Annotated in this window: 20 protein-coding genes; 7 read left to right on the forward strand and 13 right to left on the reverse strand. The window is 38.1% G+C overall.

From position 1 onward, the window contains the following. The first annotated feature begins 8 nt into the window (after nucleotides 1-8). From atpE to atpC, 7 genes are read left to right on the forward strand one after another with little or no spacing between them, the layout of a single operon-like run. Nucleotides 9-221: a F0F1 ATP synthase subunit C gene (gene atpE, locus NW240_RS02725; RefSeq protein WP_258435918.1), complete on the forward strand. Its 213-nt coding sequence runs from the start codon at nucleotides 9-11 to the stop codon at nucleotides 219-221. Nucleotides 222-248: 27 nt separating this feature from the next. Next, entirely contained in the window at nucleotides 249-749 is a 501-nt protein-coding gene (gene atpF / locus NW240_RS02730) for a F0F1 ATP synthase subunit B (protein WP_258435919.1), read from the forward strand. Beyond that, nucleotides 736-1140, forward strand: a complete 405-nt coding sequence (locus tag NW240_RS02735) for a hypothetical protein (protein WP_258435920.1) — start codon at nucleotides 736-738, stop codon at nucleotides 1138-1140. Before atpF ends, NW240_RS02735 begins: the two co-directional genes overlap by 14 nt. Continuing rightward, nucleotides 1137-2672: a F0F1 ATP synthase subunit alpha gene (atpA, locus tag NW240_RS02740; RefSeq protein WP_258435921.1), complete on the forward strand. Its 1536-nt coding sequence runs from the start codon at nucleotides 1137-1139 to the stop codon at nucleotides 2670-2672. Before NW240_RS02735 ends, atpA begins: the two co-directional genes overlap by 4 nt. Continuing rightward, nucleotides 2672-3610 (forward strand): ATP synthase F1 subunit gamma, encoded by a 939-nt coding sequence (gene atpG, locus NW240_RS02745; protein ID WP_258435922.1) that lies wholly within the window; start codon nucleotides 2672-2674, stop codon nucleotides 3608-3610. Before atpA ends, atpG begins: the two co-directional genes overlap by 1 nt. A 2-nt stretch (nucleotides 3611-3612) precedes the next feature. Then, nucleotides 3613-5073: a F0F1 ATP synthase subunit beta gene (gene atpD / locus NW240_RS02750; RefSeq protein ID WP_258435923.1), complete on the forward strand. Its 1461-nt coding sequence runs from the start codon at nucleotides 3613-3615 to the stop codon at nucleotides 5071-5073. Then, nucleotides 5057-5497, forward strand: a complete 441-nt coding sequence (gene atpC, locus NW240_RS02755) for an ATP synthase F1 subunit epsilon (protein ID WP_258435924.1) — start codon at nucleotides 5057-5059, stop codon at nucleotides 5495-5497. Before atpD ends, atpC begins: the two co-directional genes overlap by 17 nt. 44 nt (nucleotides 5498-5541) lie before the next feature. Here the strand turns inward: atpC and NW240_RS02760 are convergent, their stop codons facing one another. The 13 genes from NW240_RS02760 to NW240_RS02820 all read right to left on the reverse strand — a co-directional run bounded on the left by NW240_RS02760 (nucleotide 5542) and on the right by NW240_RS02820 (nucleotide 16766). Next, nucleotides 5542-6705, reverse strand: coding sequence for a nucleotide sugar dehydrogenase (locus NW240_RS02760; RefSeq protein WP_258435925.1), 1164 nt, complete (start codon nucleotides 6703-6705; stop codon nucleotides 5542-5544). 61 nt (nucleotides 6706-6766) lie between these two features. After that, a complete protein-coding gene (locus tag NW240_RS02765) occupies nucleotides 6767-8239 on the reverse strand; it encodes an FAD/NAD(P)-binding protein (RefSeq protein ID WP_258435926.1) in 1473 nt (490 codons plus the stop codon). Between the two features lie 108 nt (nucleotides 8240-8347). Next, nucleotides 8348-8974, reverse strand: a complete 627-nt coding sequence (locus tag NW240_RS02770; protein WP_258435927.1) for a DUF4230 domain-containing protein — start codon at nucleotides 8972-8974, stop codon at nucleotides 8348-8350. Nucleotides 8975-9078: 104 nt separating this feature from the next. Further along, nucleotides 9079-10134: a glucosaminidase domain-containing protein gene (locus tag NW240_RS02775; protein WP_258435928.1), complete on the reverse strand. Its 1056-nt coding sequence runs from the start codon at nucleotides 10132-10134 to the stop codon at nucleotides 9079-9081. Continuing rightward, the gene (locus NW240_RS02780) at nucleotides 10131-10364 is read right to left on the reverse strand and encodes a phage holin (protein ID WP_258435929.1); all 234 of its coding nucleotides are present in this window, start codon (nucleotides 10362-10364) and stop codon (nucleotides 10131-10133) included. Before NW240_RS02780 ends, NW240_RS02775 begins: the two co-directional genes overlap by 4 nt. 23 nt (nucleotides 10365-10387) lie before the next feature. After that, nucleotides 10388-10612: a hypothetical protein gene (locus tag NW240_RS02785; protein ID WP_258435930.1), complete on the reverse strand. Its 225-nt coding sequence runs from the start codon at nucleotides 10610-10612 to the stop codon at nucleotides 10388-10390. A 61-nt stretch (nucleotides 10613-10673) separates the two neighbouring features. Next, a complete protein-coding gene (locus tag NW240_RS02790; protein WP_258435931.1) occupies nucleotides 10674-10913 on the reverse strand; it encodes a DUF2922 domain-containing protein in 240 nt (79 codons plus the stop codon). A 21-nt stretch (nucleotides 10914-10934) separates the two neighbouring features. Next, complete coding sequence (locus NW240_RS02795; RefSeq protein WP_258435932.1) at nucleotides 10935-11138, reverse strand: hypothetical protein; 204 nt, start codon at nucleotides 11136-11138, stop codon at nucleotides 10935-10937. Between the two features lie 45 nt (nucleotides 11139-11183). Then, nucleotides 11184-11762: a LuxR C-terminal-related transcriptional regulator gene (locus NW240_RS02800; protein ID WP_258435933.1), complete on the reverse strand. Its 579-nt coding sequence runs from the start codon at nucleotides 11760-11762 to the stop codon at nucleotides 11184-11186. A 712-nt stretch (nucleotides 11763-12474) separates the two neighbouring features. Next, on the reverse strand, nucleotides 12475-13917 hold the full coding sequence (locus tag NW240_RS02805) for a sodium:alanine symporter family protein (protein WP_258435934.1): 1443 nt from the start codon (nucleotides 13915-13917) through the stop codon (nucleotides 12475-12477). A 179-nt stretch (nucleotides 13918-14096) separates the two neighbouring features. Then, a complete protein-coding gene (locus tag NW240_RS02810) occupies nucleotides 14097-15296 on the reverse strand; it encodes a M20 family metallopeptidase (RefSeq protein WP_258435935.1) in 1200 nt (399 codons plus the stop codon). A gap of 11 nt (nucleotides 15297-15307) precedes the next feature. Continuing rightward, nucleotides 15308-16417 (reverse strand): M20/M25/M40 family metallo-hydrolase, encoded by a 1110-nt coding sequence (locus NW240_RS02815; protein WP_258435936.1) that lies wholly within the window; start codon nucleotides 16415-16417, stop codon nucleotides 15308-15310. A gap of 19 nt (nucleotides 16418-16436) precedes the next feature. Further along, entirely contained in the window at nucleotides 16437-16766 is a 330-nt protein-coding gene (locus tag NW240_RS02820; protein ID WP_258435937.1) for a hypothetical protein, read from the reverse strand. Between the last annotated feature and the right edge of the window lie 7 nt (nucleotides 16767-16773).

The following is a 16773-nucleotide window of genomic DNA, read 5'->3' on the forward strand; positions in this document are numbered from 1 at the left end:
TTTAAAATATGACTGAATTAGCTGCTGCACTCGCTGTCGGAATCGCTGCCTTAGGTGCTTCTATTGGTAATGGTATGGTTATCTCTAAAACCATCGAATCCATTTCACGTCAACCTGAATTAGATTCTCAATTAAGAGCTTTAATGTTCCTTGGAGTTGGTTTGATCGAAGCTGTGCCAATTATCGCCGTTGTTATTTCCTTTATCTTAATCTTTAGCTAACCATAAACTACTTAAGGAGTGTCAATATTGGACTTTAATATTATTCTGGGCGAAGCCATCTTAACAATTGCATCCTTTTTGATCTTACTCTTTGTCATCCATAAATTTGCGTGGAAACCCTTCAATCAAATGCTAGAAACCCGTCAGAAAAAAATTGCTGATGATTGGCAAGCGGCTGAAGAAGCTAAGAATAAGAATAAGGAAGCTTTATCACAAATCGATTCTCAACTAAAATCAGCTCACTTAGAAGCTGAGAAAATCATTCGTCAAGCTCAAATTGATGCCAGTCATTTGCGCGACAAGATGATTGAAGAAACCCGTCAAGAACAGAGCAAAATGCTTCAAATGACGCAAGAAGACTTAAAAGTACAAAGACAAAACTTTGCCGAAAATATGCAAGAATCATTAGTTCATATGGCTGTTGCCATGGCGGGAAAGGTAGTTCGTCGTGAAATTTCAGAAGATGACCATCGTCAAATGATTCAAGAATTTATCAATCGATTGGAGGAGCTCGATGAACAACGGTAGACTTCACAAACAAGAAGATTTAGCTGAGCTCGCCCTAAAATCAGGACGACAAGTTACCTATGAAGATGACCTCCTCTTCGAACTTCTAGATATAGAAATTAATGATGAAGAAGAAGGTCAAGAAATCTTAAAAGAATTAACTGGGGAACGCCTCTTTTTATCTTCGGCTATCCCTTTAACCAAAGCAGAAAAGCTTAAAATTGCCCGTGAATTCATGCGCATTACTGGCTTTTCGATTCGTTCTTTTACGACTATTATTAACCCAGATTTAATTATTGGTGTTCGCTTGCAAAGTGAACGCTTCTACTATGAATTATCTGGCGGACAGATCTTGCAAACGATGCAAAATGAAATTAATATTCCGGAAAGTGAAGAGGTGATTTCTTCATGAGCAAAAACGAAAAGTTTACAAAAGATGTCTTAAAACAAATCCGAGACTTCGAAATTGATAAGAAGTTAGAAGAAATCGGAACGGTTTCCTATGTCGGAGACGGTATTGCCTTTTCAGAAGGATTGGACAACGCCATGTATGGTGAGATGGTTGAATTTAATGATGGAACGATCGGCATGGTGCAAAACCTTGAAAATGATCAAGTCGGAGTTATCATCTTTGGTTCCTATCATCAAATCCATGAAGGTGATATTATTCGTCGAATGAATCATACCATGGAGGTTCCAGTTGGTAAGGCCCTACTTGGACGAGTAGTGGATGCCTTAGGACGTCCAATTGATGAAAAAGGTCCTATCTTAACTAATAAAACACGGCCAGTAGAACATGAAGCACCCAGTATTATGGAAAGACAATCAGTTAAAAAACCTTTAGAAACAGGAATAAAAGCCATTGACTCCTTAGTGCCAATCGGAAGAGGACAAAGGGAATTAATTATCGGTGACCGTAAGACTGGTAAAACTTCGCTAGCAGTTGATGCTATCTTAAACCAAAAAGATAAAGATGTTATTTGTATCTATGTAGCTATCGGTCAAAAAGAATCAACGGTTAAAAACATTGTTCATACCTTGACCAACCGTGGCGCAATGGATTACTCCATTGTAATGACTGCTTCTGCTTCTAAGCCTGCTCCCCTACTTTACTTAGCTCCATATGCTGCAACGGCTATGGCTGAGGAATTTATGTATGAAGGAAAGCATGTCTTAATTATTTATGATGATTTATCCAAACAAGCAGCGGCTTATCGTGAAATGTCCCTCTTGCTCAAACGACCACCTGGACGTGAAGCTTATCCTGGGGATATTTTTTATCTTCACTCTCGTCTTTTGGAACGGTCAGCTAAATTATCGGATGAATTAGGCGGCGGTTCAATTACCTCCTTACCAATTGTTGAAACACAAGCGGGAGATATTTCAGCCTATATTCCAACCAACGTCATTTCAATTACGGACGGTCAGATTTTCTTACAAAGCGATCTTTTCTTCTCTGGTGTCCGTCCAGCCATTAACGCGGGACTATCTGTTTCTAGGGTTGGGGGCTCTGCACAATTGAAGGCCATGAAACAAGTTTCAGGAACATTGCGTTTAGACTTAGCTTCATATCGTGAATTAGAAGCCTTTACATCCTTTGGATCAGATATTGATGAAATGACTGCGCGTCAATTAAGACGTGGCGAGCGCATCGTTGAAGTGTTAAAACAAGGCCTTCACAAACCAATGCGTTCAGGTGTTCAAATCATAGTCTTCTACGCTTTAGGTAATGGATACTTTGACAAGGTACCTGTTAACTTAATTCATCAGTTAGAAGATGTTATTGCTGATGAATTCATTACCTACCATGCCGGTCTTTTGCAACAATTAGAAGATAATCAACCTCTACCAACTGAAATCGAATTAAATGGTATTTTAGATAAAGTTGTTGATAATTTTATCCTTGTTCATTCTGAAGGATCCCAAACAGGAAGTGATAAGTAATGCCGTCATTAAACGAAATCAAACGACACATTGCTTCCACTGAAAAAACACAAAAGATTACCAACGCTATGCAGATGGTTTCAAGAAATAAGGTCAACCATTTACTGGATATGACGCAATCTTATCAAGTCTATATCGATCACTTAAAAGAAACTATTCTGCAATTGCACTACACTTTAAAGGTCTCCCCTCCTAACTTTTCCAAACCGGAAATTCGGTCTTTAATCACTCCACGAAAAGTGAACAAAATTGGTATCTTTCTTATCTCAACTGATAAAGGTTTGGCAGGTTCTTATAATGTGAACTTAATCAAGGGATTGGATGAGTGGATAGAAGAACAAAATTTTGATGAAGATCAAGAATTGGTTTTTTATACCTTAGGTCGAACAGGAGAAAGATATTGCCGAGAACGTGGCTACAAGATTGCACGCTCTTATTATCCTTTGTCTGACCAACCTGGCTTCCAAGAAGCCCACTACTTTATCAGACAATTGCGTTCAGCCTATGTTGAAAAAGAATGTGATGAGCTATACTTGGCCTATAACCACTATGGTGTCGGTTCAGGTGCTAATTCACATTTCGGAGTCGATAAATTATTACCAGTAGTTTCCTTAAACCGTCGGACGGAACTTGATCCGTCTTTTGATAAAAAAGAATTGATTTCCGAGGTCTTTTTAATTGAACCATCAATGGAAGCTGTATTGGAGGGGTTAGTTCCTCAATATATCGAATCCTTAGTCTATGGGGCTCTCTTACAGGCTAAGACGGCTGAGCATTTCTCCCGTATGATTGCTATGCAATCAGCGACTGAAAATGCTAAAGAAATCATCGCAGACTTGCAGTTGCGTTATAATCACGCACGACAAGTTAAAGTAACCAATGAAATTATAGAAATTGTTGCAGGTGCTCAAGCCCAACATAAAGAAAGAAGGAAATAAGTATGCGAATCGGACATATTAAACAAGTAATCGGACCGGTCGTGGATGTTTCCTTTCCTTTAGAATACGGAACACCAGAAATTCATCATGCCCTGGTTGTAACCGACCTTGAGGAAGTGAATGAAACTACCGACTTAAAAACGATTCTCGAACACCGAAAAGTGGTACTCGAAGTCGCTATCGATATTGGGCATGACACAGTGCGTACGATTGCTATGGAAGCAACCGAAGGCTTATCTCGTGGTATGGCAGTGGTCGATTTAGGTGAGCCAATTAAAGTTCCAGTTGGTGAAGCTACTTTGGGTCGCGTATTTAATGTTCTTGGAGATACGGTCGATAATGGTCCAGAACTCTTCCCTGACGTAGTGAAACATTCTATTCACGCGGATGCCCCAGAATATAGCGATCTAGCTTCAAACTTTGAAATCTTAGAAACAGGAATCAAGGTTATTGACTTATTAGCACCCTACCTCAAGGGGGGGAAAATTGGTCTCTTTGGAGGCGCCGGTGTGGGTAAAACCGTTTTAATTCAAGAACTAATTCACAATATTACCCAAGAACATGGTGGCCTTTCTGTTTTCACTGGTGTTGGAGAAAGAACACGTGAAGGAAATGACTTAGTCCATGAAATGCGCGACTCTGGCGTTTCTAAAAATACGGCCATGGTCTTCGGTCAAATGAATGAACCACCTGGAGCCAGAATGCGAGTAGCCTTATCTGGTCTAACCATGGCTGAGTATTTCCGCGATGTGAAACATCAAGATGTATTACTCTTTATTGATAATATTTACCGCTTTACTCAAGCGGGTTCAGAAGTATCTGCCTTGCTAGGAAGAATGCCTTCCGCCGTAGGTTATCAGCCTACCCTAGCTTCTGAAATGGGAGCCATGCAAGAACGGATTACTTCCACCAAAGCAGGATCTATTACTTCCATTCAAGCGGTCTATGTACCGGCCGATGACTACACTGACCCGGCCCCAGCGACCACCTTCTCTCACTTAGATGCGACTACTAACTTGGAGCGTAAGTTAACTGAGCAAGGTATTTACCCAGCAGTCGATCCATTAGCTTCTTCTTCTTCAGCCCTATCTGAAGAAATAGTGGGCGAAAGACACTACCGGGTAGCACGTAGTGTTCAACAAACTTTACAAGGCTATCAAGATCTTAAAGATATCATTGCCATCTTAGGTGTGGATGAATTAAGTGAAGATGAAAAACTAACAGTTAAAAGAGCAAGACGCATTCAGCTCTTCTTATCGCAAAACTTCCACGTAGCTGAAGCCTTTACAGGAATACCAGGTTCATATGTAACCGTTCAAGAAACGATTGACGGTTTTGAGGGTATTTTAAATGGCGATTATGATAATCTGCCTGAAGAGGCCTTCCGTAACGTAGGAAATATCGATCAAGCCATTGAGAAGGCTAAAAAAATGGGAGTGGATTTGGATGACTCAAACGCTTAAGAATCTACAAGTTCAAATTATCTCTCCCAATGGTGTGGTTTATACCAAGCGGGCCCGTAAATGTCATGTGCAGACGATTGACGGTGGAATGACTATTTTACCTAATCATATCGCTATGATGACGGTCTTAGATATCTCGACTGTAGTCGTTGCCCCACTGGTAGAAGGCAAACCCGATGACTATATTGCCATTAACGGTGGCTTATTAGAGATTCGTGACAATGAGCTCAATATTATTGCCAATATGGCGGTTCGAGCCTTAGACATTGATGACGCTAAGACTAAAATGGAATTATCTTTAGCTGAAGATAAGTTGAAACAAGCAGAAATCAATCAAGATATTCGCGCCTATCATTCAGCTGAGATTGAATTAAGAAAAGCGCTCAATCAATTAGATGCTTTCAAACATCAACATAACCAATAAAAAAAACTTCCGTTTATCTTAAACGGAAGTTTTTTTATTTGGTCTTAATTATTATTGAAGACATCTCTACTATAGACCTTTTCTTTAACAGCTTCTAATTCTTCAGCATAACGATTGGCTAAAATAATATCAGCTTTTTGAGAAAATGTTTCAAAGTCGTCTAGGACTTCTTCGCCATCAAACTGCTTTTCGTTGAGAGTCGGTTCAAAAATAATAATGTCTTTCCTCTCTGCTCGAAGATGTTTAATAATATCCAGAATGGCAGATTGACGGAAATTATCGGAATTGGACTTCATGGTCAAGCGGTAAATACCGACTACTTGCACATCTTGTTTTAAAACTTGTGAAGAAATGTGTTCTTTACGAGTTGCATTGGAATCCACTATCGCTTGGATTAAGTTATTTGGAACGTCTTGGTAATTAGCCAGTAATTGCTTGGTATCCTTAGGTAGACAGTAGCCACCATAACCAAATGACGGATTGTTGTAGTGGTCGCCAATTCTTGGGTCAAGTCCCACACCTTCAATAATATGTTGACTGTTTAAACCACGTACTTCAGCATAGGTATCCAGCTCATTAAAATAAGAAATTCTTAAAGCTAAATAAGTATTGGAAAAAAGTTTAACCGCTTCTGCTTCTGTAGAAGGCATGGTTAAGATAGGAACTTCTTTATCCAGGCTAGACTCGGCAAACAATTCAGCCACTTTCTCACTTTGAGCGGATTCATTGCCGACAATAATGCGTGATGGATGTAAGTTATCGAAAAGTGCCTTACCTTCTCTTAAAAACTCTGGTGAAAAGACAATATCCATACCATATTTTTGACGCATTTCCTCGGTATAACCTACAGGAATGGTTGATTTGATGACTACCACAGCTTGAGGAGCATATTCCTTCACCTTGTCGAGTGCTTCTTCTACAGCTGAAGTATCAAAGTGATTGTTAGCGTCATCGTAATTAGTTGGAGTTGCAATAATCACTAATTCTGCTCCACTATATGCATAGTTAGGATCATCGGTAGCTTCCAAATTTAAGGAATGATTGGCTAAATAGTCTTCAATTTCAGCATCCACAATCGGTGCGATTCTTTGATTAATTAAATCGACCCTTGCTTTAACGATTTCCATAGCTTTAACTTCGTTTTCTTGAGCTAAAAGTATGGCATTGGAAAGTCCAACATAACCCATTCCTGCAACTGTTATTTTCATGACGCCACCCTATCTTTCATTATTTTAATTCTATTATACAAAAGTTCTCTTTAACTTAAAACTAAACTTGCTTAGCAGAATCTAGTAGGTGTTTGACACAAGCTTCTGCTTGCTTGTAAGTAAGCTTGGTATTATTATTACCAAATTGAGTAGAAAAGATCCAATGTCCTGTGAGATATAGATGGTCTAGTAAGCCGTATTTTTGACTAAGAACTTGTGTATGTGGCCAATCCACTAAAATCCCACCTAATGGATTAGCTTGAATCACTCCTTCTTGATACATTTGATTAATTAAAGGATCATGCGGAGCCGCTCTATCTAAATTTTGGTCAAAGCCAGTGGCATTAACTAAATAGCCCGTCTGATAGCGCAGTCCCTTTTGAGTGACAACAGTAAAGCCTTGATCATTGACTTCGACATCTTTCATTCCTGAAACAATGCGGATACGGCCATCTCTTAGACCTTGCAAGATAAATTCAATACTTTCAGCCGGTGTTTGGCTTCTAAAATGTTCAAAAAGTCCCATAAAATCTTTAAAGAAACGGATACGGTCATGTGATGATAAAGCCATATTTAATGCCGGTAAAAAGGCTGTTAACTTACGACCATATAATTGCAAGATACTTAAACGACGGTTTTGTTGGTGAATAGCCATTAAGCCTTCTCCAATTGACCCTTGACTGTATCTTTCGACTAAAGCTTTCCAATTCACCCCATTAGCCTCCATATCCGCTTCAAATTGATGGAAGATGGTTTCTAAAGGAATCGTTTGATTGTCAGATTGCGCCAATTGCTTATCAATCCACTCAGCATTTAAATTGAAGATTAAATCTTCAGCGTAACGTTCAAACTTAGGGGTAGAAAAAGGTTGGTCTAAAATATAAAAAGTTACGGGATGATCAATGGTAATCGGATAGTGGTCTTGTAGATAGCGCATAATATCAATACCAGTCAAGCCTGAACCTATAATACCAATATTTTTTTGATAATCTAAATCAGATAAAACTTGTTCTACTGGGTAAGGATGATGAATATAGTTTTCATTCCCCAATAGATTGTAATGATCGGCATAAGGTGGATGTCCGACTGTCATTATGACCGAATCATAAGGGCCGTATTGCTTTCCGTTTTCATCAAACAAATAATAGCTTTGTTTTGATTTGATTTTTAGCTGGTGGATGCGTTGATTCACCACATGAATGATTTCATTTTCAAAGTATGGCCTAAAATAATCTTGAATATACTCACCGAAAATTGGTCTCGGTGAGAAAATGTCTCTTTCAGCATATTCTGGATAATGGTCTTGTAACCACCGTAAATAATGATCTGAATCTTGCCATTCAAAGCCTAAATCTCCAACATAAGAGTTCATTAATAACTGTTTAGAATCAGGCTCATAAGGAGACCCCACGCCCAATTGGTTGCGTTCTTCAAATACATCCACATGACTTATCAGACCTTGCTGATTTTCTTCAACGATTGTTTTAACAGCGGCCGCTCCAGCGACACCCGCTCCAATAATTGCTACTTTCATAATGCACCTCAATTATCTTTTTCTCAGCCTCTATTATAACGGATTTGAATCCGCTTTACATCATGGATAAAAACAAATAAAAGGGCCTCTCTAGGAGACCCTATTGATTTAGCTTGCTGTTTCAATGGTTAGTTGAATTTCAGGATTAACAGCTTGTAGCATATCAGTTATTAAATCTTTTATTTGGTTTTGCGAATAGTTTTGTGTTTCTGTTAGTAATCCATTAGCTAATGCTTCATTTTCCATTTCTTTTTTCAAGTCTCCTTGAAGTGCCACAACATCATCAACTTTGATTGGATTAAAAATTGAACCGTCTTCATCAAGAATATCAACAGAATCCTCATTTACTTCATGCGCTAAAATTTTAGCTTGAGGAACTTCAACTACTAACTGTTCTCCATCAGAACTGAACTCAAGTTTTTCTAAATCTACACCTGTATGTATCACGCCTGAATAAGTCAGCATAAACTTTGATTCAGTAAAAGGAATTTTCCAATTCTTAATTGCTTTTTGCTTTTCAAAATGGCCCATATTAGTATAGTGGTATTTCATAGTAGTTAATTCCTTAGCATCCTCCAAACGGTTTTTGATTAGTACTAATTCTTGATCTGTTATTTGATTAGGGATCGATTCGACATAATGATTAAATCCGTACCAAGTTATCCAGCCTAAGAAAAATAGAACTCCCAGAATCAAAAAGAAATAATTAAAAAATCTTTTAACTGCATGTTTCATCTATTCACCTCTTCTAAAGTTTACCTTCTGTTTATCATAACATAAACATTAAGGATAGTATCCGTCTTAAGATGGAGAGGTAAATATAAAAGAGATTCAACAAGTTATTCCGTTAATTGAATAATTTGATATCTTCTACCTGCTAATTCAAAAATAGCTTTAATTTGTTGCCTATCTTCTTCAATTGGTAAAGCTAATTGCCGACGAAATTGATTCATTTCAGAACGAGTATATCCAGGACACAGACTGTTATTATTAACCTCCCAATGTCCTTTGACAGCGGAAGCTGGTAGATTTAAGTCTTTCATTAATTTACGAGTTAGCCAGTCTCTAGCTTTGATTTGTTGCGGAGAATAGTCTTCTTTGGCATTGGCTTCAACAGATAGATGGACACAGAAATGATTACAATTCGCTACTCCCCAAGTAATGCGTTCTAAGTCATAATTTTGGTAAATACGCGCTTGACTATCAATATAAAAATGATAGCCTCCTCGATCCCATGCACGTTGTTTTTGCCAAAAGGACTCGTGATTTGTGATATGACGATTCAAATCCCTTTTAACACCCGTATAGTGCCAAACAATAGTCGTTATAGCATCTAATGACCGATCATCAGACTGTCCTCCTAAAGCTTCTAATCGACGGTCAATAATAACTGATTCATTCAATTGGTCACTTTCGCCATGATCTTCATTGGCTGGTAAATTATACGACGTAAGGTCATAAGCTTTGATTATTTGTATTAACTTTTCACCGTAGAGTGGATCACTGGCGTAAATCCCTGCTAGAGACCTAGCTTCTTCAAAAGAATCCTTGGCGTCTATAGCGGACTTATAAGCAACATTCTTGCGGTAATTAGTTGAAGTGAAGAAATTGGCATGGTCTTCAATTCCTTCTTCAAGACTTTTATAAGCGCGAAATTGGGAGACAATCATCTGTCCATTTGCTTCGAGTGAGGGATGTTCTACCACCTTACCTTTCCAAGGAAAAGACGCCTTAATACCAAAGCCATTATTGGATTTGAGATAAAGCGGAGACCTGCCGCCATTGGATTCTATAACAAATTGCGCCATCCGCGTCGCAACGGATATGGGACTTTGATATTTCTGGAAAAGCGGTGCTAAGCTAGCCAATCTTTTAATCATCCAAGTATCTTTCATCCCAGCAAGGTCCCCCATCCTTTAGGCGAGTTATCATTATGATGATAGTGATAGGAAGATATTTGTAAGATAGAGCCTAAAAAGATGGTTAGTAAATTTATCAGTCCCACCCATTGGCTTCCTTGATTCATGTGGTATAAATCTGCCATTCCCTGTACGAAGACTGCTAAGGCTGGCAGAAAAATAAGAACCAGCCATTTTCCTAAATCATAAAAACGATTCGATAGCATGCAATCATCCTTTCTATTTGATTTTATAGTGACTGACAACGCTCAACCTGCCACATATAATGATCGTGCCAATCCACCTTTTGTTTGATGGTTAGTAACTCTTTGTTAAATGCTTCTAGTTTGGCCTGCATCCAATCAATGCGTTCAATCAGATTATGCAAGGCTGTAATCAAGCCAATCAGCTTAGAAATCAAAGTAATCACGGCAATAATCGCTCCAGCATAAGAACCTATATCAATTAAATGCATTTGGAACCTCCTTTCAGCAATAAAGAGCTGAGCGAACACTCAGCTCCTATAAAATTTTTAATTAAGCTTCTTCATAGGCATAAACATCGGTAACGTTACGCTCGACATAGCGTGCGGCAACCGGAGTTGCATACATATCTAAACCCTTTTCATCCTTAAATAAATCACAATCTACCAAAGTCTGCATCACAGCTTCGGCTGTTTCTTTGTTAATGGTTTCTGTGGGCTGATTGATTGTAATCTTACGCGTTTTCCCCGCGGCATCTAAGAAAATTAATTCCAATACCATACTATCTTTCATCTTAATTTCCCCTTTCAATTATTAAACGAAGTTATAAGCATAAACCGCTTGAGTTGTATCGGTTGGATTAATAGTTAATTGATCAATTTGATCCTTAACTAATTGCACTTGATTGGGAGTAACCCCCTCAATCAAGCCTTGAATAGAGACCATAAAAGTCTTTTCGGTAGTTGGATTCATGCCTTTAAGCGATAAACGTCCTGATTTGTATTCTTTACTCTCCATTTTTATTCCTCCTAAGTATTTTTGTAAGCCGCACGCTCTTACACCTTATACACACATTTTGATGACTAAAACCGGCAAGAAAAAGAGAAAATCTTTTGATACAGGGTCAAAAAGATGTCTCAACTTGTTGGCAATTCGCTTTTTATCATAGCGTAAAGTCCGCTCTGAAATCTGACAGAGCTGACAAATTTCCCAGTTGAGCCATTTTCCCTTTAAGATCAAGTTAAATATCTTTAATTCGCGTCTGGTTAAATGCTCTTTAGCCGACTGTTCTAGCAGGTATTGAGCCTCTTGAGTTTCTGCCTCTCCTGCTTCTTCAATTAGGTCTGATAAAGTAAGAGGATCGGTGGGTGTTACTTGATGGGCTGACTGACGGAAGCGATTGAGTAAGAACCAACGCAAACCCTTACCAGCATATGCGACAAATTGGTAGCGATCGTCTTGACAATTTAAGGGATCGCCTTGAAAGTTTTGATAAAGTCTTAATAACTCTAACCGCATCTCCTGCAGATGGTCTTGGTAGTCAATATCATAAACAGATAATTGATAGTGGTGGAGACAATGGTGGATGAGCGGATCAAATAGAATAATAACATTGGTTAATTCTTCTTGTGTTTTTTTCATAAGTTTACCTCCTTAAATTTTGACATAAAAAAGACGGGCAGATAGCTAAGGAGTATCCTTACAATCATGCCCGTCTAGCAGTTCTTTTAACTTTTTAACTTATTCTTTTTATGAGTTACCTGTACTTCTTGAATGTTTACACTATCGGACGTTCGAAATTGAATCTTGGTTTCAATTCCTTTACTAACAATGACAACGATCTTCTGCTTTAAATCAAGTTCACAGACTTTTTTGCCCTTCGTATTTCTTATTTCGAGCATCTGAATCCTCCTGATTGATTCAACTTCAATGAGTTTATTGACTCTTCATAGCCAATCATATTCTTAATAGAAAATCTTATAGTCAATACGGCTTCAAGACCAAGCTGAATGAGTGAATTAAGTGATGAAAAATAATCTATAACTCCAAGCTTTCGGTGACAGGCTCCCCCTTTCAAGTGTCTTTTGTTAAATGTTGATCAACAATTTGAATTATATTCATTTTTTAGATTTTTGCAATACTTTTATAACGTTTTTTATCTTTTAAAATTTCAATAAATATAATTATCTTTTCTGTTCTAATAGATAATTTAAAAATGAAAATGGATAATTTCACATGTCATTTTCTGAAAAATAGCTTTAAAATAATAATATTAGTAAGACTTCAATTGAAAATGTTAGATTAACGACAGATTTTTATTATTAATAAAACTAATAAATAATCCTTCTAATAATTACCTTCTCCAAAACTCTGCCCCGTGATCAATACCAATACTTGAGGGATCAAAGTGAGGGTCTTGAATGCCCTTGGCTTGTTGATTGGTATAGTCTTTTAGAATAGACGCTCCTTGACGGCCAATAAATATTAAAGCGACCACATTGATCCAAACCATCAAGCCATTACCAATATCCGCCAAAGTCCAAATGGTATCAGAAACCACTAAAGTGCCAGCAAAAACAGTAGCGAGAAAAACTAGCTTTAAAAGAATAAAAGCCAGCGGTTTATCGCCGATTAAATAAGCTAAACTACTCTCAGCATAAAGATAAAATGCCGTTAAAGCAACAAAGGCAAAGATTAAGATCGCAAAAGCAATAAACAAATTACCAAAATTTGGAATGGGAATCACGGATTGAATGGCATTGGCTACAAAGGCAGTGCCATATTTCATACCTTTTACCCCTTCAAAAACTATTTCTTTTTGGCTATTCACTACATTGTAAGACCCGGTCATTAAAATCATAAATGTCGTGGTTGTACAGATAAAAAGGGTGCCGATATACACACTCAGTCCTCCTAATAACCCTTGTTGAGCGGGATGGTTAACTTTGGAAGTAGCGGATGTTATAGCTGAAGTCCCCATTCCTATCTCATTAGCAAAAGCCCCTCGGCGCATGCCCCATTGAAGAGCAGACCCAATCATGGCTCCAAAGACGGCATCCCTACCTAAAGCGGATTGAAAAATTAAAACAAGAGTGGCAGGTAATTGATCGATTTTTACTACAATCACGATTAAAGATATTATTACATATAATAAACCAGCAATCGGTGAGATCCTTTGACTAGTGCGACCAATTCGTTTAAGCCCCCCAAAAATGACCAGTCCTAGGATTAAAGTCAAGGCTAAAGCTAGAAAGAGACTTGGAATATTCAAGGCATTGTGAAGACCTTGAACAATATAAAAAGATTGAACACCTGGCATTAAGAGACTCAAGGAGATGGTGGTAATGACCGCATATACTAGAGCAAATACTCTACCTACTTTTTGATTTCTAAAGGCTTGAGCCATATAGTGCGAAGGCCCTGATTTGTATTCATTGTTGATGACTTCTTTATAAGTTTGAGCTAAGGTGCCTTCAAGAATAGCAATGCTTGATCCAAATAAAGCCAGCACCCATAGCCAAAAAATAGCTCCTGGTCCGCCAAAATAAATACCGGCTGCCATACCGGCGATATTACCCACCCCTACTGTACGAGCAGCTGTAAAAATAAAGGACTGAAAAGGAGATAGGCCAAGTTCAGACTCCCCTCTTTCCTTCATTAAACGCAAAGTCTCTTTAAAAAGCCTTATTTGGGGAAAGCCCATGATTACGGAATAATAAAAGCCCGTCAATAAAATAATCAAAATTAAAGGCAAACTCCATATCATATTGACCATTTGGTTTAATATTTCTGTCATATACATCCACTCCTACTATTATAGCAACTTATTCTAATTATAATTATGAAGATAATTAGAACGATAGTCTTAATAATAGCAGAATTATAGCAGGATACAATATTTATTATGAGAAAGTCCTCATAATATCTTAATTGTTCGTAAAAAATGCTGGTGAATTCACACCAGCATAAAAAGTTTTATTTTAAGTAATCTAAAGTCGCTAAGATAAAGGCTTTAAAAGCTATAATTAATTTACTTTCATCAATATCGAATTTAGAAGAATGATGGCCATGGAACTGTCCTTCAATCTCTCTGGGATTGGCTAAAAACAAGAAAGTTGACGGGACTTCTTGACCATAGTAGGCAAAGTCTTCCGCTCCCATTAAGGCTTCTTCTGATGGAACGATCAGGTCTATCCCTAATTCATCTTGCAAAGCTTTCACTGTATCTAACGTAAAGGCTTCATCATTAACTAAGACAGGATATTTATAGTCATAAGACAGGTCTATTTTTACATCATAAGCGACTTCTAAACCTTTGGTAATCCTTTCCATACGTTGATGAATGAAGGCTCTTAAATCATCGTTTAAGGTGCGAACAGTCCCTTCAATAAAGACTTGATCTGGTATAATATTTTGATTAAATCCTCCCTCAATATGTGTCACAGAAACGACTACCGGGTCACTGGCTTTAATATTTCGACTCTTAATGGTTTGAAAAGCCGTAATCAATTCAGCAGCCACTGTAATCGGGCCTTTGGAAGATTCTGGATAACCGGCATGGAAGCCAAAGCCTTTAATCGTAATCTGAAACCGATCCATAGAAGCCATCATTGGACCGACTCGGTATGAGATTTTCCCCTCTTTAATCGACTTGTCTAAATGGCCGATATGAAAACCAAGGACACGCGTCACATCTGGGCTTTTAAGAACGCCTTCTTTAATCATTGGCTCTGCACCCCCTGGGTATTCTTCACCTGGTTGAAAGATTAATTTAACCTTTCCTCCAAATAAATGGCGATGATTGGATAGAAAATCAGCAACGGCTAGAAGCGTCGCAGTATGCCCGTCATGCCCACAGGCATGCATATTCCCATTTTTTGACGCGAAATGTAGACCGGTTTCTTCTTTAATCGGTAAGCCATCCATATCTGCTCGAAGTCCCATGACGCGGTCAGTCGAACGACCATCTTTTGTCCCTTCAATAACCACTGCTAAACCATTGCCATTGACATAGTGATCTTGCACTTTTAAATCCATGGCTTGGAGTTTTTGACGAACATAATTCACTGTCTTTGGTAAGTCCAAGCCTAATTCGGGAATCTGATGAAGGTCACGTCTCCATTCAATTATCTTTTGTTCATAATTTGCAATTTTATCAAATAATTCTTTTGCCATCTAAACACCTACTAATCCTTACTTAAGTAATTAATTAAAGCTTTGGTCGTTAGGATCATTTCATTGGTATCCAAATATTCTTCTGTGGTATGGACTAATTCCATGCCGACACCGATAATCGCTGAATTAAAGCCTTCTTCCGCGAAGAAGTTAGCATCTGATCCGCCACCAATAATTTGAGGCTCTGCTTTGACACCCACTGTTTCATAGGCCGCTACAATATCTTTAACAAATTGAAGGTCATCTTGACTGGAAAGCGCTGGATAGTCACAACGTGTCTCAATTGTATAATCTTCTGTATATTTTTTTACGATGGACTCGTATTGTTCTAATAATTGATCTACTTTTTCTTTTTTATGAGAGCGAATCTCGCCAGTGAAGACACACTTGTCCGGTACGACATTATTCGGAAAGTCCGAAGTGACTTGAGAGACATTCGCTGTTGTTTCTTCATCAATTCGTAGAAGTGGCATTTCACTGATTACTTTACTCGCCACTTGAATGGCATTAATGCCTTTTTCTGGTTCAATACCCGCGTGAGCCTTGCGACCACGAATTTCAATATTGAAACGATAACAAGTCGGTGCTTGATAAGCGACCTTATTGGCCTTCCCTGCATTATCCGCTACGATTAGATTCTTGGATGGATTGATATGCTGGTAGACATTTTTCCAATTAATGTTACGAGCACCTAGCATTCCTTGCTCTTCTCCAGGAGTAACAATCACGTAAATGTCCTCGTGGCTAATCTTATTATGAACAATATATTCTACTGCAGTTAAGATGGCGGCTAAACCAGCCTTATCATCACCACCTAATGTGGTTGTCTCATCAGAAGACCAAATATTATCTTTTTTGATAATTTTTAAATCCTTATTCGGTTGAATCACATCTGTGTGAGCGTTTAGCGATACACCTTCGCCTTCTACATCCCCTTTGATTTTGGCAAAAATGACCGGAGAGTTCCCTCCATAGGTATGTTGGCTTTCATCAAGATGAATCTCCGCTCCTAAATTTTCCAAAAAGTTAATGACATAATCTGCCATTTCTTTTTCTTCTTTAGATGGCGAATGAATCATTAGCATCTCTTCAAAAATTTCTAAGTTACGTTCAGTTATCATAATGTACCTCTACCTCCTATTAGTTTAATTGACCTTTTTCTAATTCTTTACGAGCGAATAAAATGGTAGTAAAGATAGATGTTAAAGTGATAACAAATGACGGGCTGCCAGGAATAAATTGCACCACATAAATCATGACAGTGGAAATTAATAGTGCAAAAAGACCAGTCTTGTAGGATTTCACCATAAATTGTCCAAAAATTGCCCCATAAATTCCCGGAATAATCAATTCAAAATATTTAGCCAAGTCAGCAGGTAAATTCGTTATGACAGTTTGACCTAAAATGGTGGCAAATATCACGAAGAATAGTGCTACGTAAATGGAAACCGATAAACCAATCGTTCCCATTAGAGCT

Source organism: Facklamia sp. 7083-14-GEN3 (assembly GCF_024742075.1).
GTDB lineage: Bacteria > Bacillota > Bacilli > Lactobacillales > Aerococcaceae > Facklamia.